The following is a 23,025-nucleotide window of genomic DNA, read 5'->3' on the forward strand; positions in this document are numbered from 1 at the left end:
GTTGATCCTTTCGTGTATGGCGTGGGGCCATGATTTTCAGTAAATTGGGGCATCGGTATTTTTTGGCCTCGCCCGGCCGGCCCCGGCAACTCTCTCTAATTCAGGAATTATCCCAATGACAGCATTTGGCAGTGTCTTCATGCCGGAAATGACCATGACCCGATTTGATGGTCAGGCCTGGTCCCGGCCGCAAATTGTGTCCAGCGAAAGGATCGAGCTCCACCCGGGTGCCCATGTACTGCAATACGCCAGCACCTGCTTCGAGGGCTTGAAAGCGTTCAGGCATACCGATGGCAAGGTGAAGATTTTCCGGATGGACCGGAACCTCGCCCGTCTGAGCCAGAGTACGGATCTGCTGGGCATGCCGGCCATCGACCAAGACATGGTCGGGAGCATGATTCTCGATATTGTTGGCCGTTTCGCAGCGGAAGTCCCCGAGCCTCCCGGCTCCATGTATGTCCGTCCGTCCCATATTGGTACCGAGCCGGCCATCGGCAAGGCGGCGGCTTCCTCGGCGACGTCTATGCTCTACGTCATACTGTCACCCGTGGGTGACTACTTTGCTGGCAATGACGCCACCCTGAGGTTGCTGCTCGACGACGAAGGCATGCGTTGTGCACCTCACATGGGCACCGTCAAGTGCGGCGGCAACTATGCCAGCGCACTTCAGGTTATCCAGAAGGCCAGGGCCTCGGTCCAGGCTGATCAGGTACTCTTCTGCCCCGGTGGTGACGTCCAGGAAACCGGCGCTGCCAATTTCCTGTTGATTGACGGCGACGAGGTGATCACCAAAGCCCTGGACCAGTCATTCCTGCACGGCGTTACCCGGGACTCGATACTCACCCTGGCCCGGGACATGGGGTTCAAGGTTCAGGAACGGGAACTCAGTGTTCAAGAGCTGCTTGAAAGGGCCCGTAAGCCAGGCTGTGAGGCGGCGCTGTCCGGGACCGCAGCCGTGCTTGCGCCAGTGGGCACCTTGCTGCATCGCGGCGAGGAGATTCAGGTAGGTAGCGGCCTCGCGGGTCCGACCACCAGGAAACTCAGGCAGGCTCTGACAGATATCCAGTGGGGTCGGACCAAAGATACCTACGGTTGGTTAACCGACGTGACCTGATTCAGGGCTCAAGGAAGGCAAATGGTTTTCGGACATGGACAGTTCAGTAAAGAGGGACCTTACAGTTCCTGGTGGGCCCTGGCCTGCTTTGTGACTTTGATAACACTGCTCGCTGTACCCGGGACCAGCGCCGCCCAGGAGGCCGGCGAACCGGAGATCAAGGTAACTGACACCCCCCATGATGACGCCATACAGGGCCGCCTTAAGGCAGTACTCGCGGCCATGGATGAGGCCTCGGACATCGGGGTAACGGTGGAGTCCGGTGTCGTCACTCTGACCGGCGAGGTTGCCAATGCCAGCGCCGCCCGGGAGCTGACCAACCTCGCTCGACGGGTACAGGGGGTGATTCATGTCCAGAACCGGCTCACTGACGAAACTGCAATTTCTTCCCGCCTTCAACCCCTTGGCCAGCGGCTCGAAAACCTGGGCACCGAAATTCTGCGAAACCTGCCGGTAATCGTGCTGGCGCTGGTTATCATCATTGTGTTCTGGATTGCCGGGCGCTGGGCAGGAAACCACAGCCGATGGCTGCGCCGGATCGGGTTGCCTGAGCTGACCTCACAGCTGGGTCGGCGCATATTGCGCCTGGTAGTCACCGGGCTGGGGTTTCTGATCGCGCTGGAAATCCTTGATGCTACAGCTCTTTTCGGTGCCCTGCTGGGTGTGGCGGGGGTAGCGGGTATAGCCCTGGGCTTTGCCTTTCGGAACATCGTGGAGAATTACCTGGCCGGCGTTCTGCTCAGTATCCGTCATCCGTTCGGAATCGGTGATTTTATAGAGGTCGGCAGCTCCCAGGGCAGCGTTGTAAGACTCACCTCCCGGGACACCGTTCTGATGACCCCGGGGGGCAATCATCTTCGCATCCCCAATAGCATCATCATCACCTCTGTTCTGACCAACTTCAGTCGCAATCCTCTGAGCCGCTTCGACTTCACCCTTGGCGTTTCAGCAGATGCTGATCCGGTCAGGGCCAAGGAGCTGGGTGTCGCCACAATAGCGGGTATGAGGGGTATTCTTGCTGACCCTCGGCCACGGGTACTCATGACGGAACTTGGCGAAGGTATCATGAAGTTTCGTTTCCTGGCCTGGATAGACCAGCGCGATACCGATCCGGACAAGGCACGCAGTGAGGCACTGCGGTTGGTTAAAACCGCATACGATCAGGCAGAAATGAAGATGCCGGGGCCCCGTAATCGGGTAATTCTTCGCCGGCCCGAGGAGGATGACGTGGCAAACGCGCCTCAGCGCAAACCGATCGCTGCTCCGGAGGAGATTGACGTAGCTACGGACAACACCTTGTCCCGCCAGGTGGAAGCTGACCTCCGCGAATCAAGTGAAGAGAATCTGTTAAGTGGCAAAGGGCGAACCAACCAGCGCTGACTTTTCATTCCGGGTGGAGGCTTCGCCTGAACAGGCTGTACCCGGGATAGACAATAGATGAACGGCCAAAAGATGGGGGCTGATCGCCCCCAAGGTACCCTGGCTAAAACTCAGAATTCGTAACGCGCGCCTACAGAAAAAAGATCAACTTCATCAAAGGTTGTGTAGTCCACCACAAACGAAACCGGCTCGTTGTACTGGTATCTGCCACCCACACCCAGACCAAGGTCAAAGCTCGAGTCGGAGAATGAGTTGCTGGCAGAATATCCGCCATAGCTTGAAGAAGTCTCTGCATCAAACGATGTATAAACAAGGCCGGCGCGACCATAGATGCTCAGGTTGGCCAGCAGGTCATCAAGGCCATGCTCGTACACCCCGTAAGCGCCTAGCGCTACGTAGCTGGCGCTCAACTTGCCTCTGCCCATGGAGTGGCTGTAGGTGCTTTCGGCGTCGGACAAACTGAAGCTCAGGTCGAACTCAGCACTGACACCAGGGTGGATATGGGGCAGGTTTTTACCATAGGTGCCAGTCACCGCGAGAGCAGAATCGTCAAGACCGACATCGGCAAAACCGATCGTGGCCTTCACATAGGCATCATCCTTCAGGTAATCCACCGCACGCTGAAAATTGTCGGCCGAAGCGGCGCCGGAAAACAGAACCGCTGAAGTAGCGACGGAAAACAGAATCTTTTTCATTTTTGAGTCCTGGTTGCGAATTGGAATACGAGGGCCACTCCCTGGCTCCCCCGGCGCGGAGTCTAAATGACAGCGCTTAGCAACGGCAACTCAAAATAAGGATTTTTGACCAATTTTGGAAATTTAGATGTTTTTCGCTGAAATATAACGCCGTTCGCCAATTTTAATTCAAGTTTCTAAATTGGCCGCTACAGGCAGATTCTGTTTTGGAGGTGCGATTTTGGCGCCTTTGGCAAGTTGCCGTTCCGGTCCGTTGCCCTTCGCGAAGAATAAGACCGGGCTTTACACGAAGACCGGCGATGGCAATGACACTGGCGCTAGCCGGTCAATGCCACCATATAGCCATGATAAAGCCCTATGCCCACCAGAACATTGAAGGGGAAGGTCACGCCCAGGGAAGCCAGCATGGTCAAACCGATGTCTGCTTCGGGTATGGCATGCCTTACCGCAACCGGTGCGGCAATGTAGGAGGCGCTCGCCGTAAGGCTTGCCAGGATCACCACACTGCCGGGAGCCAAACCCAAAGCAAGCCCTGCCACAAGGCCCGGCACCGCCAGGATGGGCGGCATGACCAGCGCAAACGCAACTACTCGCCAGTGCTTGAGTTTCAATCCCCTGAGGGTCTCCGCGGCGACCAGACCCATCTCGAGCAGAAACAGCGAGAGCACAACGGAAAACGCCCCGGTAAGGACATTAGTGACGCTGCTGCCCTGATCAGGCCCATATAGCGCTCCGATCACGACGCCGCCGACCAGCAGGACAACACTGCGGTTGGTCAGGGTTTCCTGCCAGAGAGGCGCTGCAGCACCCGTGTCAGCGCTCTTGGTTTTGCGCCGATAGTACCAGAGCCCGGTGAGTATGGCGGGCAATTCTAACAGCACCAGGTAGAGTGTTACCTGGCCGTCAAGGGCAAGGCCGCGGGTTTCAACCCAGGCCCAGGCCACCGCAAAGGTACCGGCACTCACCGAACCGTAATGGGCGGCGAAACTGGCGGCATCCGCGATGCTCAGACCCACCAGCTTGCGAAGTATAGGCAGGATTAGCATCGGCAAAGCAAAGCCCAGTGCCACAACCACAAGAACTTCGGGAAGTAGCCGCCATTCGATATTGCCATACAGCGCCATGCCACCCTTGAGACCGATGGTAAGCATCAGCAGCAGGCTGAGGATATCGTAAGCTGCCTTGGGTATGGTCAGATCAGACTTGAGCGCTCCGGCCACCAGACCCAGCAAAAAAAACATTACGATTATATCGGGCATGCTAAATCCTGTTTTCAGGCAAAAAAAAGGGCCCCGAAGGGCCCCGCTCAGGCACTTACGCTGTGCCAGTTTGCCGGTATTTTGGTGTTCTTATCAAGGCCGGCTCCAGCGCCGCCTGATCATCACCAAACCCGGACTGCTTTGGGACCGGCACTTCAAATACATGGAATGCTTCCGGGCCAAATGGATCAAGAGCCGTGTCGAGATAACGATAACTGTCTGGCACCGGCTCACCGGAAAACGCAACCCGAAAGTAACGCTCAACCGTAGGAATGCCAATGCTCAGCGGCTGTTCAACCCAGACAAAGACTGATTTCTGGGGTACCAGGTACTCGCAGCGCACCACCCTGTGCCCCTCTTTCAAGCTTAATACGGTGGCCTCTTTTCCAGACTCAATACGGAACTTGTGAATTGTTTTCATGGTCGCCCCTCCGAAACAGTTTCAATGACACACGGGACCATGATTACCCTATTTGTAGCTCGGTAAAATCATCTTTTTTGATCGTTACACATCGTCTTATTCAAGCCTTTTCGAGGCGTCTTAGCAGCTCAGGCGGTACAGATAGCCCGCACCCCTTCGTGAATCAGGTTCCGGCCGCGAACGACGGCATAGAGCTCCTCCCGGACCTCCTCAATAGAGGCGATGTGCTCCACTTCGTACTGCCTGCAAACTTCATCACGAATGACCGTAGGGGCAGCAAACACCCCTAGCCCTTCACGGCCGAACACCTTTATCAAGGCACTGTCATCTATCTGAGCCACCATTTTCATACGGACCCCGACGACCGAAAACCAGTTCATCAGCATATCGTAATAGGGAGAATCGGTGGCGTTGGCGAGAAAAGGTTCACCGGTCAGGGATGCCGGAAACTTTTCTCGCAGGCGACCTGCCAGGGTCGGCGCCCCAAACAGGCTGACCGTGGACCCTGTTAGCGAATGCACCATCAGATGGCTGTGGTCTTCAAGGGAGGGCATCCGGTCAGTCAGGACCACGTCAAGCTCCTGCCTCTTGAGCGCCATAAGAAGGTCTTCTGTCCTTCCTGTCACGCAGTGCAGGCTGACCGGGCGTTTGAGCCCGAGGGCGGGTTGTAGAAGATGATAGGCAATGAGCTTATGTATGGTGGCGGATATGCCTGCCGAAAGCCTCAGCGGGCGATCGGACGGTGACAGACTGAGGGCGTCGTTGAGCTCCGCTGCGGTGGCAAAAATATCCTCGGCATAGCCAAGCACCATCCTGCCCAGTTCCGTTAGCACCAGCGAGCGGCGTTCTCTTTTAAAGAGTCGGCCGCCCACGGATGCTTCGAAGGTGGCAAGCTGCCCACTCAGCGTTTGCGGAGCGAGCCCCAGCACTTCACTGGCACGGACAATGGAACCTTCACGGCTGATAACCCAGAAGTACTGCAGATGACGAAGGTTAAGCTGGCCAGCCATTCAGGTAAAGCTCACGCTCAGGACTCCAGCTCTGCTTTCAGGTTTATTTCAGCCGTGAACAACTTGGACACAGGACAACCGGCTTTCGCCTTGTTTGCGATCTCCTCGAACTGGCTCTTGTCGATGCCCGGGATACGGGCGCGCATAGTCAGATCCACCTTGGTGATCGCAAAGCCATCATCCTGCTTGTCGAGGGTGACGACCGCCTTGGTATCGATGCTGTCAGCCGTAAAGTCCTCTTCACCCAACAGCATTGAAAACGCCATCGAAAAGCACGAAGCATGGGCCGCACCAATCAGTTCTTCGGGATTGGTGCCCGGCTCGTCTTCAAAGCGGGTATTAAAGCCGTAAGGATTCTCCGAAAGTGCGCCACTTTCCGTAGAGATAGTGCCCTTGCCTTTCTTGAGGCTGCCTTCCCAGTGAGCTGATGCAGATTTATCCATTTCTGACTCTCCTTTTCATCCATAAAATGTACAAGCGAGGGGCCCCTGTTGAGCACCGGACAGCCTGCCCGGAAGCCGCTTCAGCCAAGGCCCTGCCCGGACGATAACAGGGCTGCCGACAAAGTAAAAGTTGTCAGGCGCCCCCTCCTCAGCTGAGGTTTTTCTTCATGAACTTCTGGATTTCACCCACGATGCCGGAGCGGAACGCTATCACTGTGATGATGAAGATGCCGCCCAGAATGGCGTCAACCCAATCACCCAACGCGCCCTGGGAGAGCTGATACTCCAGGTTGACAACGAAAGCCGCACCGACCACAGGTCCCAGCAGGGTCCCGGTGCCGCCGAGCAGTGTCATCAGGATAACTTCCCCGGACATGTGCCAGTGGGCGTCATTCAGAGAAGCCAACTGGAACACCACGGTCTTTACCGACCCGGCCAGCCCTGCCAGCCCAGCGGACATGACGAAGGCAAGCACCTTGTAGAGATTGACGTTATAACCCAGGGAGATGGCACGGGGTTCGTTCTGCTTGATGGCTTTGAGAACCTGTCCGAAGGGCGAGTTGACCGTACGTTGTACCAGCAGGTACCCGAACAGGAAGACCGCCAGCACGAAGTAATACATGGCTGTGTTGTTCTGCAGGTCCACCAGACCGAACAGGTAGCCCCGGGGCACCCCATGCATGCCGTCTTCACCGCCGGTGAACGGGGCCTGCACCAGGAAGAAAAAGACCAGCTGGGCCAGCGCCAGGGTGATCATGGCGAAGTAGATGCCCTGCCGGCGTATGGCCACCAGGGCAAACCCTAGGCCAAGAACCGTTGCCGCGGCGGTACCGGCAATAATGCCCATTTCCGTAGAGACATTGGCATAGGTTGATAGAAGATAGCCGGTTGTGTACCCGCCAGTCGCCAGAAATGCCGCGTGCCCGAATGACAGCAGGCCGGTGAATCCCAGCAGCAGGTTGAATGCCACCGCAAACAGTGCGAAGCACAGTATCTTCATCAGGAAAACCGGATAAAGCACTGCCGGAGCGATCAGCAGTATCGCGAGCAGGACCAGGTTAAGAATCAGTTTTTTCCGGTCCGCGGATTTTCGCTGCTGGATAATGCTTTGCTTGATAGCCGACTCGTTCGTTGAACCCGCCATGATTACGCCTCCTTACCAAACAGGCCCGATGGGCGTATCAACAGAACGATGACCATGACCAGGAAGATGACCGCCGAGGCCCCTTCCGGATAGAACACCTTGGTGAAGCCCTCAATCACCCCCATGAGCAAGCCCGTGATCACCGCACCGGCAATGGACCCCATGCCACCAATGACCACCACCGCGAACACCACAATCAGCAGGTTGCCGCCCATGACCGGTGAGACGGAGTAGATAGGCGCCGCCAGAACCCCGGCGAACGCGGCAAGCATGACCCCGAATCCGTAGGTGAGACTCACCAGTAATGGCACATTGATGCCAAACCCCTGCATGAGCTGGGAGTCCTCAGTACCGGCCCGTAAATAGGACCCAAGCTTGGTCTTTTCGATCATGAACCAGGTGCCAAAGCAGACCAGCAGCGCTATCACGATAACCCAGGCGCGGTAATAAGGCAGGAACATGAAGCCCAGATTCACACCGCCCCGGAACACATCGGGCATGGAATAGCGCAGGCCGGAGACCCCGTAGATATTGGTCAGTACCCCCTGGATTACGAGGGCGACACCGAAGGTCAGCAACAGACTGTATATGTGGTCTTCGTGGGCGATGCGCCGCAGAAGAAAATACTCGATGAGAACACCGACAAATCCGACCAGAATGGGGGCCAGAAACAGCGATACCCAGTAATTGACGCCAAAGGCGTCGAACATGACGACCGTGGTAAGGGCGCCGAGCATATACAGGGCGCCGTGGGCAAAATTGATTATTTTCAGCAAGCCAAAAATTACCGCCAGGCCCAGGCTTAACAGTGCGTAAAAGGCGCCGTTGATCACCCCGAGCAGTAACTGCCCGGCCAGCACGGCGATAGGCACACCCAGTATCATGTCCATGTGGAAAACTCCGAAAGCAATGTAGCTGACTTACCCGCTCAGCGGGCTGAACCCTGAGCACTGCTCCGGCCAGGTCGATTCACAAGGGAACGGCCTGGCGCGGGCAGTAATTTCAACACTTCATTTATTTGCTGGTTACCAGCGGACACTTGCTTTCAGACAGCGGCCGGTAGGCTTCGTCGCCAGGGATGGTGCGGACAATCTTGTACAGGTCCCACTCATTCTCTGACTCTTCCGGTGTCTTCACCTCAGCCAGGTACATGTCGTGGACCATACGACCGTCTTCACGGATCTTGCCGTTGGTCGCAAACATGTCGTTGATGGGTGTTTCCATCATTTGCTTGCGAACCGTCTGGGCATCATCAGAACCGGTTGCCTTGACGGCATTCAGATACTGCATGGTGCTTGAGTAGATGCCAGCGTGGACCATGGTGGGACGCACGTTGGTACGCTCATAGAAACGGTCTGCCCATTCCCGGGTGTCATCGTTCATATCCCAGTACCAGCCCGTGGTGAGCTGGATGCCCTGCGCGGATTCGACACCCAGCGCGTGTACATCCGTGAGGAAGAGCAGCAGTGCCGCCAGCGTCTGACCGGACTGGGTCAGGCCGAACTCGCCGGCGGTGGTGATGGCGTTGGTGGTGTCAGCACCGGCGTTCGCCAGGGCTACGACGTCAGCGCCGGAGGACTGGGCCTGGAGGATGTAGGATGAAAAGTCAGAGGTTGGGAACGGATGGCGGACGGCCTGAAGCACCTTGCCACCGTTTTCCTCCACAACCTTTGTAACATCCGCTTCAAGCGCGTGACCAAAGGCATAATCAGCCGTGAGAATGAACCATTCCTTGCCGCCTTCTTTGACAACGGCGCTGGCTGTACCGTTAGCCAGAGGATAAGTGTCATAAACGTAGTGGATGTGATTGGGTGTGCAGTGTTCGTTCGTGATGCTCGATGCAGCTGAACCCGACACGATACCCAGGCGGTCATTCTGCTCAAGGATATCCGTGACAGCAATGGAGACTGACGATGCAACCAGACCTGCTACCAGGTCCACATTTTCGTTTTCCACCCAGCGCCTGACAGTGCTCGAAGCCACGTCCGGACTGTTACGGTCATCAGCGCTGACCACTTCGATCTTGGCGCCGTTCACTTCACCACCGAAATCCTCAATGGCCATTTTCAGGGCGACCTCGCCATTTGGCCCTGCCAGATCCCGGTAAGTTCCCGACATGTCCGCCAGGTACCCGATCTTGACGGCTTTATCTGATATCTCTGCCTGAACACCACCGACAAGCATGGTTGAGGCTATGGCCGACGTCAGGAGCTTTTTCATAATTGTCATTGTTGTGTCTCCATTAATGTCTTTGTTTCAGTCATCTTCTATGGCACGAAACTGTCTTGAACTACCCTGGAGGCTCAGTTCGAGCCGATAGCTTTCAGGCTGTTCCGTTCTTGCCTACCAGGCGTCAGACGCCAAGATAGTTGTTTAGCAGCGATTGCTTGGCTTCAAGCTCATCGGCGCTGATCTCTTCTACAATCTGGCCGTGTTCCATCACGTAGTGACGGTCTGCCAGCGGTGCAGCAAAATGAAAATTCTGTTCCACAAGTATAATAGTCAGACCTTTGGCCTTTAGCTTCATTAGCACCTCGCCCAGCTTCTGGACAATGACCGGCGCCAGGCCTTCAGTGATCTCATCCAGCAACAGCATGTTGGCACCAGTCCGCAGTATCCGGGCCATAGCCAGCATCTGCTGTTCGCCCCCGGACAGCTTGCTGCCCTGACTGAAGCGGCGTTCATACAGGTTGGGGAACATGTTGTAGATTTCTTCCAGGCCCATGCCACCACTGCGCACCACCGGTGGCAGTGTCAGATTTTCCTGGACATTGAGACTGGCAAAGATACCCCGGTGCTCGGGACAGTAACCTACCCCGAGCCGGGCGATCTGGTGGGGTGCGCAGGAAAGCGTGTCAGTCCCGTTGATCATAATGGAGCCGGTGCGCTTGCCCACCATGTTCATGATGGCCTTGAGTGTGGTGCTGCGCCCTGCACCGTTACGGCCAAGCAGGGTTACAAGCTCGCCCCGACGGACCACAATGTTGATGCCGTGCAGAATGTGCGACTCACCATAGAACGCATGCAGGCCGGAAATCCGAAGCTGCTCGTATTCCCTGTCCACTGGGTTACTCATTCGGTTACCTCTGCCGTTGAAGAAGCCGTGCCCATATACACTTCACGGACCTGCGGATCGCTGGAAACGGCCTTGTAATCGCCTTCGGTCAGGACAGCCCCCTGGGACAGTACGGTAATGCGATCGCACAGAGTGCTGACCACACCCAGGTTGTGCTCAACCATCAGTACGCTTCGACCAACCGCTGCTTTGCGGATCAGCTCCACTACACCGTCTACGTCTTCGCCACCCATGCCTTGGGTAGGCTCGTCGAGCAGAAGCAGTTCGGGCTCCATGGCCAGGGTAGTCGCCAGCTCAAGAGCCCGCTTACGACCATAGGCCAGCTCGACGGTGGTGGTATCGGCAAATTCAGTCAGACCCACAGAATCCAGCAGTTCCATGCACCGGTCATTGAGGCTCTCGAGACTGCGGCCGGATTTCCAGAAGTGGAAGGTGTTTCCCTGAAAGCTCTGTAGAGCGATACGGACGTTTTCCAGAGCAGTCATATGGGGAAACACGGCGGAAATCTGGAACGAGCGTACTATCCCCTGGCGGGCGATGGCCGCAGATTTTTCCGAGGTAATGTCCTTGCCATTGAAGAGGATCTTGCCCCGGGTGGGCTGCAGAAACTTGGTCAACAGATTGAAAACCGTGGTCTTGCCGGCACCGTTGGGGCCAATCAGAGCATGAATGTGGCCCTTGTTGACCTGGAGGTTAACATTGTCCACTGCCACGAAACCCTTGAATTCTTTCACAAGGCCTCGGGTTTCCAGAACGTATTGATCACTCATGGTACCGTGCCACCTCTTGTTTTTGTTCTGTTCAAAACTATAGCACAAGCTTAGTTAACGTCAACGTAAACGTAAACGTAAATACCAAAAACGGAACAAAGTCAGGTTTTTGAAGACATCAACGGCTTGCCGGTATGGAATAACTGATAGTTGCATGGGCTACCGGGTCATCGCTTCCTTTCGACCTCAGGTAAACCTCTCCCACGCCCAGCACCTTGCCTACCCGAAGCATTCGAGCATAGGCAATGATGGGCTGGCCTGCCATGGGTTTGCGCAGGAAATTAATGTTGAGGTTGCTGGTGACCGCCAGCGGCACCAGCCCTATCTGGCTAAGCAGGGCAGCGTAAAGCGCCACATCCGCCAAGGCCATGAGCGTAGGACCGGACACCGTACCGCCCGGGCGCAGATGTTCATCCCCGACCTCAAGGATCATTTCTGCCCAGCCCTCCCCCGAACGCTCCAGTGTTCCGAAGCGTTCACCTTGGGGGAAATGCTCGGTGAGGAAGACGCGCAACTCGTCCCGCGATACACTCATTGATCAAGCTCTTCCTTGGCCTGGTTACGCAGGATAAAGCGCTGTATCTTGCCGCTGGGGGTCTTTGGCAGCTCGGATACAAACTCGATTTCCCGGGGATAGGCATGGGTTGAGAGTCTTCGACGAACCAGGTCCTGAAGTTCTGTGGCCAGCTCGTTTTCGTAATCCGGTTCATGGCCTGCCCGAATCACCACGTAGGCCTTGATGATCGAGCCGCGCTTTTCGTCAGGCTTGCCCACCACGCCGGATTCGGCCACCGCCGGGTGCTCAAGCAGGGTACTTTCGACATCGGCAGGCCCTACACGGTAACCGGCGGTAGTAATGATGTCGTCGTCCCGGCCACTGAACGAAAAGCTGCCGTCACCATGGGCAATAGCCATGTCACCGGTGAGGTAGTAGCCGGCGACAAAGGGGTCTTTCTCGCCCCAGGTGTAACCATCGAAACAGAACAGGGGCGAAGCCTTCACATCCACCGCCAGTTGGCCAACCTCGTCGGCGCCCACTTCTTCATTCTGCTCATTCAGCGCCACCACCCTATGGCCTGGAGACGAATAGCCCATGGAACCCACCCGCTTTGGATGGGAAAGGGCATGGAAATTACAGCAGGTCATGCCGGTTTCGGTCTGACCATAGTGGTCGAGCACCACGCAATGATGACGGCGCTCAATCCAGTTGGTGACCTCCGGATTCAGGGGCTCGCCGGCACTGCTGGCTACGCGCAGGCCCAGATTCTCGCCCTCCGGCAATACGTCATCATTGGCCTTCAGCAGGCGATACGCAGTCGGAGCCGCGGCAAGGTTAGTAATGCCGTACTTGCGGATCATGTCGTAGGTGGTTTCAGGGGTAAACGGCAACGGGTTGAAGTGGGTGGCATGGCCCATCATCAGTGGCCCGATCACCGCATAATACAGTCCGTAGGCCCAGCCCGGGTCCGCCACATTCCAGAACACGTCGTCGTCCCGCAGGTCGATGGCGTATTTCATGTAGACATAGAAGGACAGCAGCGCTCTGGCAGGCACCGCAACGCCTTTGGACTTACCTACTGTGCCCGAAGTGAACATCTGCAGGAAAGGATCGGAGCCTGTGATCTGGACCGGCTCAAACTGGTCGGACTGCTGCTCAAGGGTCGCGTGGAAATCGGTCACGTCGGGTCCTGCGTCGGCTGCCCCGACACACAGAACCGGCGGACAATCCTTCACTTCCGTCAGCTTGGGGTAGTTGACGGCGTCGGTCACGACAAGCCGGGTATCCGCCCGCTCCAGCCGGTACTCAATCGCACCGGAACCGAAGGCGGTAAACAGGGGCTGATACACCGCGCCCGCCCGCAAGGTTCCGGCGATAACGATCAGCAGTTCCGGGCTGCGTGGCAACAGGCCGGCAACACGGTGGCCCTTGCCAATACCTTGGGAGGCAAGGTAGTTGGCAAAACGGGCCGACGCTGCCTGAAGCTCCGCAAAAGTCAGTTTGCCCGAGCCACCGTCCGGCGTTTCGTAGAACAGGGCCACCCGCTGGGGATCTTTGGCCCACTTGTCACAGATTTCCGTGCAGACGTTCAGTCCTGATTCCAGGCTACCTTCCAGCACTTCGTTTTCAAGACGCTGGGGGTCGAAGTCCTGGTAGACAGAGGCATATTCCGGAAGGTTCATCATCAGCTCCTGTTGTTCTTGTAGGTGGACTCTATGGGCACAAGGTTTAACACAGCTTTTAGTTTACGTAAAGGTAAACCTTGGCCTGAAACAGGGGGTTTTTCAAGCACCCCCTGACGATAGCCGAACGTCGCTACTCCTGATGGTAAAAGCGCTGGATACTGGAGAAATCCAGGCCACCGTTACCCTGGCCCGCATGCAACGTGAACAGATTGCGCGCCAGTGCACCCATGGGTACAGGGGCATGGTTCTTGACCGCATTATCCATGGCCAGGCCCAGATCCTTGTTCATCAGGTTGACCAGGAAGCCCCCTTCGTACTCCCGGGACGCAGGCACACCGTCCATCACACCGGGCCATGGGTTATAGACGTTCAGAGCCCAGTTCCCGCCAGAGCTCTGTTTCATGATCTCGGAGAGCACAGCCGGGTCCAGTCCGTTCTTAACACCCAGGGCCAGGGCTTCACTGGTGCCACTCATCAGGATGGCCAGCAGCATGTTGTTGCAGATCTTGGCGATCTGGCCAGAGCCATGGGGCCCGGCGTGAAAAATGTTCTTGCCCATGGCTTCGAGAATGGGCTTGCCCTGGTTATAGGCGGACTCTTCACCCCCGCAGATAAACGTAAGCGTGCCTGCTTTGGCACCGCCTACGCCGCCAGACACCGGGGCATCCAAAAAGTCGACCCCGGCCGCAACGGCAGCCTCGGCCACTTTACGGGCGGTTTCCGGTGCGATGGTGGAAGAATCGATCACCAGGGTTTTGGCTGACACGCTGGCCAGCAGACCGCTGTCGCCCAGATACACGGTTTCCACATGCTGTCCTGCGGGCAGCATGGTGATGATGTAATCCGCATCAGCGGCGGCTTCCTGAACCGACGAGGCCGACTTTGCGCCCTCTTTCACCAGGGCGTCGACAGCGGGCTGGGCCAGGTCAAATACGGTCAGGGTGTGACCCGCCTTGAGGAGGTTGGAGGCCATTGGACTGCCCATGTTGCCCAGACCGATAAACGTTACATTCGCCATTATTGTTCTCCGTATTCTTATAGGTCCGGAACCCGGTGGGCGCCAGACCAAGTGGGGTCAGAACTGTCCGGATTCAGGACCGTTCAAAAAAACCATTTACCCAGGCGGAATCAAGGCTTGCCAGGGTCGGGTACTGCCAACGGGGTTGAAGGTCCTTGTCGATCAGCAGGGCCCGGACGCCTTCAGCAAACTCACCTTTCTCCAGACAGTTCAGGGAAAGGGTCAGTTCCTTGTTGAAAACCTCGGAAAGGCTGGCGTGTTGTGATTGATGATAGTGCTGCCAGTGAATAGCGAGGGCCGTGGGTGAAGCGGTTGCGATGGTCTTGGCCGCCCGCTTGAGCCAGGGATCTTCACCATCGTAGCCTGCGATATTGCCCACCACCTCTTCCAGTGAATGGGCATCGGTCAGCGACTGGATCTCATCATAGTGGCTGCGGACCACGCTCTGGGGTAAGTCATTGCTGGATTCTTCGGCAAAACGCCGCAACACTTCACTGATATTGGCCGCGGACGTGGTCAGCAAATCCGCCTGCTGCAAGGTCTCAAGTACGCTGGCTTTCAGGTCGTGCCTGATAAAGCGATCGGCCAGACCAAGGAACAGGGCATCTGCACCGTTCAGGCGAGCCCCGGTCAGGCCAAGAAAGAGGCCGGTTCGCCCGGGCATGCGGTTAAGAAACCAGCCTGCGCCGACGTCAGGATACAGCCCGATGCTCGTTTCGGGCATGGCGATCTTGGAATGCTCGGTCACCACCCGGTGTGAGCCGCCAGCCATCAGGCCAACGCCACCACCCATCACGACGCCGTTGCCCCAGACAATAAAGGGCTTGGGGAAGGTGTGAATGAGGTAGTCCAGATCATACTCTTCGGTGAAGAAATGCTTGCCGACCCCTGCCTGGTGGCTGTCCGAACGAGGCTCGGTCATGTCCCTGTACAGGGCCACTATGTCACCACCGGCACAAAGCGCCTTGTCGCCCTCGCCTTCCAGCCAGACCGCGCGAATTTTCTCGTCCTTGGCCCAGTCGTCGAGCCGCGATTTCAGCAGCCGGATCATTTCCAGGGAAATGGCGTTCATTGAGCGCGGCGCGTTCAGGCGGGCTACGCCGATAAAGCCACCCTCGGTGGCTTCCAGTTCTTCAAAGATGACAGTTTGGTTACTCATGGGAATCCGGTCGTCCTGTCGTTCGTCAGGGTAAAAGGCCTACCTGTTTTTCCACTCTGGTGCGCGCTTTTCGAGAAAGGCATTCACGCCCTCGGTCTGATCCTCGGTACTGAAAAGGTCCACGAAGAACTCACGCTCCATGCGCCAGCCATCAGCGTGGCTGCGACCGTCGCGGGCACTCATCACCAGGGTCTTGCAGCGGGCGATGGATGACGGACTCTGCTTGCAGGCCATGGCGGCCAGTTCCAGCGCCTTGTCGAGGCCGGCGCCCTTCGCCACCACATCTTCCACCAGACCAATGGCCAGGGCCTTGTCAGCTTTGATGCGCTCGCCGCACAGGATCATCCGCTTGGCCCAGCCCTCGCCTACCAGCCAGGGCAGATTCTGGGTCCCGCCGGCACAGGGCAAGAGGCCCACACTGGCCTCCGGCAATGCCATCTGGGCATGGTCTTCGGCTATGCGAATGTCACAGGCAAGAGCACATTCCAGCCCGCCGCCCATGGCGTAGCCATTGATCGCAGCGATGGAAACGCCGCGGAAACGGGTCAGGGCCGAAAAGGCATGGCCGAATGCCTGGGCCATATCATTGGCGGTCGCCGGATCACCATCCGCAAAGGTCTTGAGATCGGCACCGGCAGAAAAGAACTTCTCACCCTGGCCTGTGATCACAAGCGCAAAGATATTGGTGTCGGAGTTCAGCCCGTCGACAGTCTCGGCAAGCTCGGCCAGAGAGTCCCGGGTCCAGGTGTTGGCAGGGGGATTATTGATGGTGAGAATCGCGATATGGTCGCGTTTCTCCAGTTGGATCAGTGAGCTCATCACAGTTCTCTCTTTTGTTGGTGTGGAGGCCCTGAGTCCCGGGCCGCTCCTGGGAGGCTGGCCCGCTACTCTTGCCGCTGTTCTCGCTGCTGTCTCTCTGCTTTTCTCGCCGCCATGGAAACGGCTACTGAATCGCTTCGACAACTCCCGGTTCCAGCAGTCGGCGGGCCGCAATCAGCCTCATGATTTCGTTGGTCCCTTCCAGGATCTGGTGCACACGCAGATCCCTTACATAACGCTCGAGGGGATACTCCCGGATATAGCCGTAGCCGCCGTGAATCTGCAGGGCCTCGTTGCACACCTCAAAACAGGCATCGGTAGCGAAGCGCTTGGCCATGGCACAGAGCATGGTCGCTTCGGGGTCTGTCTGGTCCAGTTTGTAGGCCCCCAGCCGAACCATTTGCCGGGCAGCGGTCAGGTTGGTTGCCATATCCGCAAGCTTGAATTGCAGGGCCTGGAATCCGGCCAATGCCGTGCCGAACTGCTTGCGCTCGTGCATGTAGTTTCGAGCGCGCAGCAGTGCCGCCTGGGCACCGCCCAGAGAACAGGTAGCGATATTGAGCCGGCCGCCATCGAGACCTTTCATGGCGATCTTGAAGCCGTCGCCTTCCTCCCCCAGCCGGTTTCGGGCCGGCACCCGCACCCCTTCAAAGGTAATCTGCCGGGTGGGCTGACTGTTCCAGCCCATCTTCTCTTCGCATTTCCCATAATGGATGCCGTCGGAATCCGCCGGTACGACAAAGGCGCTGATGCCCTTGGCGCCACTGTCGGGGCTGCCGGTGCGGGCCATCACCACGAGCATCTGGGTACTGCCGGCACCGGAGATAAACACCTTGCTGCCGTTGAGAATGTAATCGTCCCCGTCGCGGCCTGCCTTGGTACTCAGATTGCCCGCATCTGAACCGGCTCCGGGTTCGGTGAGGCAGTAGGAACCCAGCCACTCTCCACTGGCCATGCGAGGGGCAATATCATTCTGGACATGGGCATTACCGAACTTGGCGACCATCCATGTGGCCATGTTATGGATGGTGATGTAGGCGGCCGTAGAGGGGCAGGCCGCCGCAAGCTCTTCAACAATAACCGTGGTATCAAGCCGGGAAAGACCCATGCCGCCCTGAGCTTCGGGGGTATAGATCCCGCAGAACCCCATTTCGCCCGCTTCCCGTATGACGTCCACCGGAAAGATATGCTCTGCATCCCATTGCGCGGCATGAGGGGCCATGGCTTTTTCCGCAAAGGCTTTGGCCGCATCTCTGAATGCAAGCTGGTCTTCGGTAAGGTCAAAATTCATCGGGCGCTCCTGGTGCAGGCCGTTCCGCGATTCGGGCGTGTTCCCGTATTTCCAGCGGAATTTTTCGTCTTATCATCACGTTTCATCAATGTACTGTTTCGACAGATCTCATCGATCCTATCACGGCAGGTCAGACTGTGTGATTGACTAAATTTCGCACATGATGGACTATTTTTCGGAGCTGTATTGATGACACCCACCACAACAGGGCGCACCCATGACCAAAACCTCCCAGTGGCCTGTCCCTGCCGACAGCATTCGCTATGTCATCCCGAGGCCGGTGATCAAGGCGCTTGCAAGCCACCCGCTGACCCGTGACCTCTACCCGCTGGCGTTCGGTCATTACCGGCGCGCCGCCGGACACCACATGCACCGGGAGCACCATGACGACCATCTTTTGATCTATTGCACCGAGGGCGGGGCCTACCTGAGCATTGATGATGAACCCTGCATGGTCAAAGCGGGGGATCTGGTACTGCTACCCGCAGGTGCTGCTCACCGCTACACCGCGGCGCCGGATCACCCCTGGAGTATTCACTGGGTCCATTACACCGGCCCCCTGGCAGCGGATTTCAGGGATCACATGGGCTTCACTGAAGGGGTGAACCTGCTACACCTGGGACGGCAGCCCCGGCTGCTGGTGGATTTCAGCGGGCTACTGGCCGTGCGCCAGACCGGGTTCCGGACAGCCGGCCTGGTTCATGTGGCCAATCGACTGCGCCAACTGCTGGCGGCGATACCGCTCAGCGCCGGCGAGGCTGCGGTTGCCCATCAGCCTGATCTGGATACGATTCACGCTTATATGCGGGAACATCTGAAGGAACGGATTACGCTTGGCCAGCTGGCTGAGCTCGCCGGGCAGTCGCCCGCGCATTTCGCCACCCGCTACCGGACTCTGACCGGGGTTTCACCGATTCAGCACTTTCTGCATCTGAAGGTGGAGCAGGCCTGCCAGATGCTGGACTCCTCTGAGCTGTCGTTTACCCAGATCAGCAGCGACCTCGGGTACGACGACAACTATTATTTTTCACGGCTGTTCAAAAAAGTCATGGGCCAGTCACCGACGGAGTATCGTCACACCCGCCGGCACTGACACCTCTTGGGGCCTCATGCTCTATTCTGAGCCGGCCCTATTCAGAGTCTGACGCCGCCGGACAAGCGGTCCTGGGACTGGTTCGCCAACTCCCGCAGGAAATCCCAGGTCACCCGCACCCGGGCAATATTCTTGAGTTCGACCGGCATCAGCATCCAGAAGGTGCGGACGAAGCGTATCTGGTCCGCCATGATGGCTTCGAGCCTCGGGTCGGGATCCGCCGCAAACGCCGGCAGAATGGCAAGACCGGCACCACTGGCGACGGCCTCCTGCTGGGCCAGTATACTGGTGCTGCGCAGGCCCACATCATCAGAGCCGCCAATCTCGTCCAGGAACAGCAGCTCTTTGCTGAACACCAGGTCATCCACGTAACTGACGAACCGGTGTTTCTTGAGATCAGCGCGCTGCCTGATAGGGTGATGCTGCTCCAGGTACGCTTTGCTGCCGTAGAGTTGCAGTACGTAATCGGTCAGCTTGGTTATGATATAAGGCCCCCGTTCCGGCCGCTCCAGGGTAATGGCAATGTCGGCTTCATGGCGGGACAGGCGCAGGGCCCGGGGTAAAGCCAGCAGGTCAATGTGAAGGTGAGGATAGCGCTGGCAGAACTCGGTCAGCTTGGGCGCCAGCAGGGTGGTGCCATAGCCTTCGGTGACCCCGATACGGACATGGCCGGAAAGATTGTCGTAGGTATCCGGCAGCGCCTGTTCAATCTCGACACTGGCGCTTTCCATCAGTTCTACCTGGGGCACCAGGCTTCTTCCCGCCTCGGTCAGGGTGTACCCGGAGGTTTCCCGCATGAACAGCTGGACACCCAGGTTCTTCTCCAGCATCTGGATCCGGCGGGATACCGTGGTATGATCAACCCCCAGACGCCGCGCCGCCGTGGTCAGGCGCCCTGCCCGGCTAAGCTCCAGAAAAAATCGTAAGTTATTCCAATCCATGCCGAAAACCCCGGTGTGCAAAAATGCAGACTAAGTGTGCATTGTAGCTCATTGTTGCGCGTACAAACGCACTGGTACCATCGGGTTCAACCCAGCCCGTAGAATTTGGCTATAATTTGACCAGACGCCTACGGAAACGACCAATAGCGCTCTTGCAAAGGTGACTCCCATGACGACCAACGCGGCTGCTGTTCCAACCGTCAAGCTTCTGATCGACGGCGAATTTGTCGAATCTTCCACCAACGAATGGAAAGACATCATCAACCCCGCCACCCAGGAAGTCCTGGCCCGGGTACCCTTCGCCACTGCAGATGAAGTGGATGCGGCGGTGGCCAGCGCCCAGAAAGCCTTCCAGACCTGGCGCAAGACGTCCATTGGTGGTCGTGCCCGTATTTTCCTTAAGTATCAGCAGCTGATCCGCGAGAACATGAAGGAACTCGCGGCTCTTCTCACCGCTGAGCAGGGCAAAACCCTGGCCGATGCAGAGGGCGATGTATTCCGCGGCCTGGAAGTGGTGGAGCATGCCTCTGCCATCGGCAACCTTCAACTGGGCGAAATGGCGAACAATGTGGCGGCCGGTGTTGATACCTACACCCTGCAGCAGCCCCTGGGCGTCTGTGCGGGCATCACCCCGTTCAATTTCCCGGCCATGATTCCCCTGTGGATGTTCCCCATGGCCATCGCCACCGGTAACACCTTTGTACTGAAGCCATCCGAACAGGACCCCATGGTGACCATGCGTCTGGTGGAGCTCGCCCTTGAGGCAGGTATACCGGCAGGGGTTCTGAATGTGGTTCATGGCGGCAAGGACGTGGTCAACGGCATCTGCGACCACAAGGACATTAAAGCGGTTTCCTTTGTTGGCTCCACACCCGTGGGCACCCACGTTTACAACCGCTCCACCCAGGCGGGCAAACGCGCCCAGTGCATGATGGGCGCGAAAAACCACGCCATCGTCATGCCGGATGCCAACAAGGAACAGACCCTCAACGCACTGGCAGGCTCAGCCTTTGGCGCTGCCGGCCAGCGCTGCATGGCCCTGTCCGTGGTGGTTCTGGTTGGCGAATCGGCCGAGTGGATTCCGGAGCTGGTGGCAAAAGCGGAGACGCTCAAGGTCAACGCCGGTCACGAGGCCGGAACGGATGTCGGACCGCTTATTTCCCGGGCCGCACTGGAACGGGTCAATGGCTTTGTGGAAACCGGCGTTAAGGAAGGCGCGACCCTGCATCTGGATGGTCGCAATCCGAAAGTACCAGGTTACGAGGACGGCAACTTCATCGGCCCCACCCTGTTCTCGGGCGTAACCGCTGACATGACTATCTATAAGGAAGAAATGTTCGGCCCGGTTCTGTGTGTCATGACAGCCGACTCCATGGATGACGCCATCAACGTGATCAACGCCAACCCGAACGGTAACGGCACCGCGGTCTTCACCCGCTCCGGCGCGGCTGCTCGACATTTCCAGGAAGAGATCGATGTGGGCCAGGTCGGCATCAACGTGCCGATTCCGGTTCCGGTTCCGCTGTTCTCGTTCACCGGCTCCAGAGGCTCCAAACTGGGCGACCTCGGGCCCTACGGCAAGCAGGTGGTGCAGTTCTATACCCAGACCAAGACCATCACAGCACGCTGGTTTGACGAAAACGAAGTGGGCGCGACGGTGAATACTACTATTACGCTTAAGTGATTAAACGATAATGCATATAAAAAGGCCCGCTATAAGCGGGCCTTTTTATAACTGATGTCCCGTCCTGAAATACGTTGTCATCTGGAGAATGAGCAGATCAACAACGTTTCTCTAACCCGCAAGACTCACCGCTCGCCTAAAAATAGAACGTTGACCTCGCCGTTATTGCCGACAAAAGTCAACGTCCCATTCCCTTCGTTATCGTAAGTTGCGAGGGCGGTGAATTGCCCGTTTCGCTGTTCACCTGTGGTTTGCTGAACATCCTTGCAATTCTCTGCGAGGAACGAAATCTCTATCACATTTATCGATGTATCTGGAATGGCCACCTGACCATTGTAAACACAGCTCGTGTCTGCGCTAAAGCCGTCAAGAGACTCCCCATTCAGCGTAAATACAGTGTCACCATCAGCTGTTGTTCGCGTATAGCTGCCCGAAATTAGCTCTAGTGAGATTGGCTGGTCGCTGAGTTCATTTTTACGGCTAAGCGCGGCCCGATAATCATTAGTGACCAACTGCAAGGACTCCCGATCGTCCCCTACCTTTCCTTTAATATCTAGATTCCGTATCTTCCAGCCGTCTTTGACGAATATACGCTGACCTACACCGGAAAAGGTACCGTCGGTCCGAAATTCGAGAGCACCGGTGGTCATGTCAGCTTGGTTGACGGCAACCACATGCTTTCCAGTCGGGCTTAGTATTGAAACAAAACCTTCTGTAATCTTACCGGAATCATCCACGAGCTCCGTCGTGTATACCCCCGGCGCTACCTGGTCTTTCAGACTAGAAGCCGGTGCTGTAGGGGAATCACTGCCGCTGCTGCCCCCACCACCGCAAGCGCTCAGAGCAAAAATAGAGGCGGCAATTGCCGTCGTGCGGAACAAGGTCTTACAGGTGTTCTTATCCATGTTATTCATCTCGTCATCCTTTTTAGCATGGTTACTTCTTCTGCTTTTCTTCTCCTGGCGGCGGCACCTTCCTTCGCCACCTCCGGAACCATCTGATCGTCGATTCCCACTGCCGCGGCCTGGTCACCAATTGTCTGCGCGCACGCATCAGCCCGCCATAGGCCAAGCCTGGCGGTCATCCTTGAATTACGGGTGGTGGGGATCAGAAAACGAACTAGCAAACAGCTGAGTGCGAATAGCGTAACTACTTGTTCAGTCAACCAGTCGAAGTCGAGCAACTCAGAACAATACGTTCTTCCAGACAGCGCCATAATACTTCCTGTTTAAGCGGATCCTGGTAGGGCACCTCGGTACCCAATGAAAAGCGTCATATCCAGTTCGGCTTCTCATCCATTCACTTTACTGGTAATCGGCCTAAAAATAAGCGTTAACCCAGAAAATGTAATGAAACGTAACATAGTTTTACAAAAGGTGAATCGTCAATTTTATCCATCAGATATTAAGCACTCCCTGCCAACACTCACAACAACGAATGTGACGCCGGTCTCAGCACTTCGAAATCGACAGCAGCTAGCGACCAACATTGCAGTAATTTAATCTTTACCTGATACCCGAGAAC

General features: G+C 57.0%; 23 protein-coding genes. 4 read left to right on the forward strand and 19 right to left on the reverse strand.

Annotated features, from left to right (window positions below):
* The first annotated feature begins 115 nt into the window (after positions 1 to 115).
* Both G7W63_RS15900 and G7W63_RS15905 read left to right on the forward strand, forming a co-directional pair.
* Positions 116 to 1,114: a branched-chain amino acid aminotransferase gene (locus G7W63_RS15900; RefSeq protein ID WP_166260435.1), complete on the forward strand. Its 999-nt coding sequence runs from the start codon at positions 116 to 118 to the stop codon at positions 1,112 to 1,114.
* A gap of 21 nt (positions 1,115 to 1,135) precedes the next feature.
* A complete protein-coding gene (locus G7W63_RS15905; RefSeq protein WP_166260438.1) occupies positions 1,136 to 2,494 on the forward strand; it encodes a mechanosensitive ion channel family protein in 1,359 nt (452 codons plus the stop codon).
* A 110-nt stretch (positions 2,495 to 2,604) separates the two neighbouring features.
* On the opposite strand, the gene G7W63_RS15910 is transcribed toward G7W63_RS15905, so the two are convergent.
* The 16 genes from G7W63_RS15910 to G7W63_RS15985 all read right to left on the reverse strand — a co-directional run bounded on the left by G7W63_RS15910 (position 2,605) and on the right by G7W63_RS15985 (position 17,783).
* Positions 2,605 to 3,189 (reverse strand): outer membrane beta-barrel protein, encoded by a 585-nt coding sequence (locus G7W63_RS15910; protein WP_166260441.1) that lies wholly within the window; start codon positions 3,187 to 3,189, stop codon positions 2,605 to 2,607.
* A gap of 317 nt (positions 3,190 to 3,506) precedes the next feature.
* Positions 3,507 to 4,448 carry a sodium-dependent bicarbonate transport family permease gene (locus tag G7W63_RS15915; RefSeq protein ID WP_166260444.1) on the reverse strand — a complete coding sequence of 314 codons (942 nt, stop codon included), beginning with the start codon at positions 4,446 to 4,448 and terminating at the stop codon, positions 3,507 to 3,509.
* Positions 4,449 to 4,503: 55 nt separating this feature from the next.
* Entirely contained in the window at positions 4,504 to 4,869 is a 366-nt protein-coding gene (locus G7W63_RS15920; RefSeq protein ID WP_166260447.1) for a DUF7352 domain-containing protein, read from the reverse strand.
* A gap of 128 nt (positions 4,870 to 4,997) precedes the next feature.
* Positions 4,998 to 5,879, reverse strand: coding sequence for a LysR family transcriptional regulator (locus G7W63_RS15925; RefSeq protein WP_166260450.1), 882 nt, complete (start codon positions 5,877 to 5,879; stop codon positions 4,998 to 5,000).
* A gap of 17 nt (positions 5,880 to 5,896) precedes the next feature.
* The gene (locus tag G7W63_RS15930) at positions 5,897 to 6,322 is read right to left on the reverse strand and encodes an OsmC family protein (RefSeq protein WP_166260453.1); all 426 of its coding nucleotides are present in this window, start codon (positions 6,320 to 6,322) and stop codon (positions 5,897 to 5,899) included.
* 148 nt (positions 6,323 to 6,470) lie between these two features.
* Positions 6,471 to 7,466, reverse strand: a complete 996-nt coding sequence (locus tag G7W63_RS15935) for a branched-chain amino acid ABC transporter permease (RefSeq protein WP_166260456.1) — start codon at positions 7,464 to 7,466, stop codon at positions 6,471 to 6,473.
* 2 nt (positions 7,467 to 7,468) lie between these two features.
* A complete protein-coding gene (locus G7W63_RS15940) occupies positions 7,469 to 8,356 on the reverse strand; it encodes a branched-chain amino acid ABC transporter permease (RefSeq protein WP_166260459.1) in 888 nt (295 codons plus the stop codon).
* Positions 8,357 to 8,480: 124 nt separating this feature from the next.
* Positions 8,481 to 9,695 (reverse strand): ABC transporter substrate-binding protein, encoded by a 1,215-nt coding sequence (locus G7W63_RS15945; RefSeq protein ID WP_166260462.1) that lies wholly within the window; start codon positions 9,693 to 9,695, stop codon positions 8,481 to 8,483.
* Positions 9,696 to 9,819: 124 nt separating this feature from the next.
* A complete protein-coding gene (locus tag G7W63_RS15950) occupies positions 9,820 to 10,542 on the reverse strand; it encodes an ABC transporter ATP-binding protein (RefSeq protein WP_166260465.1) in 723 nt (240 codons plus the stop codon).
* Positions 10,539 to 11,312 (reverse strand): ABC transporter ATP-binding protein, encoded by a 774-nt coding sequence (locus G7W63_RS15955; protein ID WP_166260468.1) that lies wholly within the window; start codon positions 11,310 to 11,312, stop codon positions 10,539 to 10,541. The genes G7W63_RS15950 and G7W63_RS15955 overlap by 4 nt, the downstream gene beginning before the upstream one ends.
* Positions 11,313 to 11,430: 118 nt before the next feature.
* Positions 11,431 to 11,847, reverse strand: coding sequence for a PaaI family thioesterase (locus tag G7W63_RS15960; RefSeq protein ID WP_166260471.1), 417 nt, complete (start codon positions 11,845 to 11,847; stop codon positions 11,431 to 11,433).
* A complete protein-coding gene (locus G7W63_RS15965; RefSeq protein ID WP_166260474.1) occupies positions 11,844 to 13,493 on the reverse strand; it encodes an AMP-binding protein in 1,650 nt (549 codons plus the stop codon). The genes G7W63_RS15960 and G7W63_RS15965 overlap by 4 nt, the downstream gene beginning before the upstream one ends.
* Before the next feature lie 133 nt (positions 13,494 to 13,626).
* Positions 13,627 to 14,514 carry a 3-hydroxyisobutyrate dehydrogenase gene (gene mmsB / locus G7W63_RS15970; RefSeq protein ID WP_166260477.1) on the reverse strand — a complete coding sequence of 296 codons (888 nt, stop codon included), beginning with the start codon at positions 14,512 to 14,514 and terminating at the stop codon, positions 13,627 to 13,629.
* A 73-nt stretch (positions 14,515 to 14,587) separates the two neighbouring features.
* Positions 14,588 to 15,673, reverse strand: a complete 1,086-nt coding sequence (locus G7W63_RS15975; protein WP_166260480.1) for an enoyl-CoA hydratase/isomerase family protein — start codon at positions 15,671 to 15,673, stop codon at positions 14,588 to 14,590.
* Between the two features lie 39 nt (positions 15,674 to 15,712).
* Positions 15,713 to 16,492, reverse strand: coding sequence for an enoyl-CoA hydratase (locus G7W63_RS15980; protein WP_166260483.1), 780 nt, complete (start codon positions 16,490 to 16,492; stop codon positions 15,713 to 15,715).
* A gap of 124 nt (positions 16,493 to 16,616) precedes the next feature.
* Positions 16,617 to 17,783 (reverse strand): acyl-CoA dehydrogenase family protein, encoded by a 1,167-nt coding sequence (locus G7W63_RS15985; protein WP_166260486.1) that lies wholly within the window; start codon positions 17,781 to 17,783, stop codon positions 16,617 to 16,619.
* 217 nt (positions 17,784 to 18,000) lie between these two features.
* On the opposite strand from G7W63_RS15985, the gene G7W63_RS15990 reads away from it, so the two are divergent.
* Positions 18,001 to 18,876: an AraC family transcriptional regulator gene (locus G7W63_RS15990; protein WP_166260489.1), complete on the forward strand. Its 876-nt coding sequence runs from the start codon at positions 18,001 to 18,003 to the stop codon at positions 18,874 to 18,876.
* Between the two features lie 41 nt (positions 18,877 to 18,917).
* Here the strand turns inward: G7W63_RS15990 and G7W63_RS15995 are convergent, their stop codons facing one another.
* Entirely contained in the window at positions 18,918 to 19,817 is a 900-nt protein-coding gene (locus G7W63_RS15995) for a LysR family transcriptional regulator (RefSeq protein ID WP_166260492.1), read from the reverse strand.
* A 169-nt stretch (positions 19,818 to 19,986) separates the two neighbouring features.
* On the opposite strand from G7W63_RS15995, the gene G7W63_RS16000 reads away from it, so the two are divergent.
* Entirely contained in the window at positions 19,987 to 21,501 is a 1,515-nt protein-coding gene (locus G7W63_RS16000; protein WP_166260495.1) for a CoA-acylating methylmalonate-semialdehyde dehydrogenase, read from the forward strand.
* A 125-nt stretch (positions 21,502 to 21,626) separates the two neighbouring features.
* Here G7W63_RS16000 and G7W63_RS16005 read toward each other — a convergent pair whose 3' ends face one another.
* Entirely contained in the window at positions 21,627 to 22,415 is a 789-nt protein-coding gene (locus G7W63_RS16005) for a hypothetical protein (protein ID WP_166260498.1), read from the reverse strand.
* Entirely contained in the window at positions 22,412 to 22,717 is a 306-nt protein-coding gene (locus G7W63_RS16010) for a hypothetical protein (RefSeq protein WP_166260501.1), read from the reverse strand. The genes G7W63_RS16005 and G7W63_RS16010 overlap by 4 nt, the downstream gene beginning before the upstream one ends.
* Positions 22,718 to 23,025 lie beyond the last annotated feature (308 nt).

Origin of the sequence: Marinobacter salicampi (assembly GCF_011074795.1) — a bacterium.
GTDB lineage: Bacteria > Pseudomonadota > Gammaproteobacteria > Pseudomonadales > Oleiphilaceae > Marinobacter > Marinobacter salicampi.

What these genes read in the sequence shown, in the direction of transcription:
- G7W63_RS15920 (WP_166260447.1), bottom strand. Translation starts at nt 4,869, where the DNA reads ATGAAAACAATTCACAAGTTCCGTATTGAGTCTGGAAAAGAGGCCACC.
- mmsB (WP_166260477.1), bottom strand. Translation starts at nt 14,514, where the DNA reads ATGGCGAATGTAACGTTTATCGGTCTGGGCAACATGGGCAGTCCAATG.
- G7W63_RS15995 (WP_166260492.1), bottom strand. Translation starts at nt 19,817, where the DNA reads ATGGATTGGAATAACTTACGATTTTTTCTGGAGCTTAGCCGGGCAGGG.
- G7W63_RS16010 (WP_166260501.1), bottom strand. Translation starts at nt 22,717, where the DNA reads ATGGCGCTGTCTGGAAGAACGTATTGTTCTGAGTTGCTCGACTTCGAC.
- G7W63_RS15915 (WP_166260444.1), bottom strand. Translation starts at nt 4,448, where the DNA reads ATGCCCGATATAATCGTAATGTTTTTTTTGCTGGGTCTGGTGGCCGGA.
- G7W63_RS15975 (WP_166260480.1), bottom strand. Translation starts at nt 15,673, where the DNA reads ATGAGTAACCAAACTGTCATCTTTGAAGAACTGGAAGCCACCGAGGGT.
- G7W63_RS15980 (WP_166260483.1), bottom strand. Translation starts at nt 16,492, where the DNA reads ATGAGCTCACTGATCCAACTGGAGAAACGCGACCATATCGCGATTCTC.
- G7W63_RS15985 (WP_166260486.1), bottom strand. Translation starts at nt 17,783, where the DNA reads ATGAATTTTGACCTTACCGAAGACCAGCTTGCATTCAGAGATGCGGCC.
- G7W63_RS15940 (WP_166260459.1), bottom strand. Translation starts at nt 8,356, where the DNA reads ATGGACATGATACTGGGTGTGCCTATCGCCGTGCTGGCCGGGCAGTTA.
- G7W63_RS15935 (WP_166260456.1), bottom strand. Translation starts at nt 7,466, where the DNA reads ATGGCGGGTTCAACGAACGAGTCGGCTATCAAGCAAAGCATTATCCAG.
- G7W63_RS15955 (WP_166260468.1), bottom strand. Translation starts at nt 11,312, where the DNA reads ATGAGTGATCAATACGTTCTGGAAACCCGAGGCCTTGTGAAAGAATTC.
- G7W63_RS15900 (WP_166260435.1), top strand. Translation starts at nt 116, where the DNA reads ATGACAGCATTTGGCAGTGTCTTCATGCCGGAAATGACCATGACCCGA.
- G7W63_RS15960 (WP_166260471.1), bottom strand. Translation starts at nt 11,847, where the DNA reads ATGAGTGTATCGCGGGACGAGTTGCGCGTCTTCCTCACCGAGCATTTC.
- G7W63_RS15905 (WP_166260438.1), top strand. Translation starts at nt 1,136, where the DNA reads ATGGTTTTCGGACATGGACAGTTCAGTAAAGAGGGACCTTACAGTTCC.
- G7W63_RS15910 (WP_166260441.1), bottom strand. Translation starts at nt 3,189, where the DNA reads ATGAAAAAGATTCTGTTTTCCGTCGCTACTTCAGCGGTTCTGTTTTCC.
- G7W63_RS15930 (WP_166260453.1), bottom strand. Translation starts at nt 6,322, where the DNA reads ATGGATAAATCTGCATCAGCTCACTGGGAAGGCAGCCTCAAGAAAGGC.
- G7W63_RS15925 (WP_166260450.1), bottom strand. Translation starts at nt 5,879, where the DNA reads ATGGCTGGCCAGCTTAACCTTCGTCATCTGCAGTACTTCTGGGTTATC.
- G7W63_RS16005 (WP_166260498.1), bottom strand. Translation starts at nt 22,415, where the DNA reads ATGAATAACATGGATAAGAACACCTGTAAGACCTTGTTCCGCACGACG.
- G7W63_RS15950 (WP_166260465.1), bottom strand. Translation starts at nt 10,542, where the DNA reads ATGAGTAACCCAGTGGACAGGGAATACGAGCAGCTTCGGATTTCCGGC.
- G7W63_RS15945 (WP_166260462.1), bottom strand. Translation starts at nt 9,695, where the DNA reads ATGACAATTATGAAAAAGCTCCTGACGTCGGCCATAGCCTCAACCATG.
- G7W63_RS15990 (WP_166260489.1), top strand. Translation starts at nt 18,001, where the DNA reads ATGACCAAAACCTCCCAGTGGCCTGTCCCTGCCGACAGCATTCGCTAT.
- G7W63_RS15965 (WP_166260474.1), bottom strand. Translation starts at nt 13,493, where the DNA reads ATGAACCTTCCGGAATATGCCTCTGTCTACCAGGACTTCGACCCCCAG.
- G7W63_RS16000 (WP_166260495.1), top strand. Translation starts at nt 19,987, where the DNA reads ATGACGACCAACGCGGCTGCTGTTCCAACCGTCAAGCTTCTGATCGAC.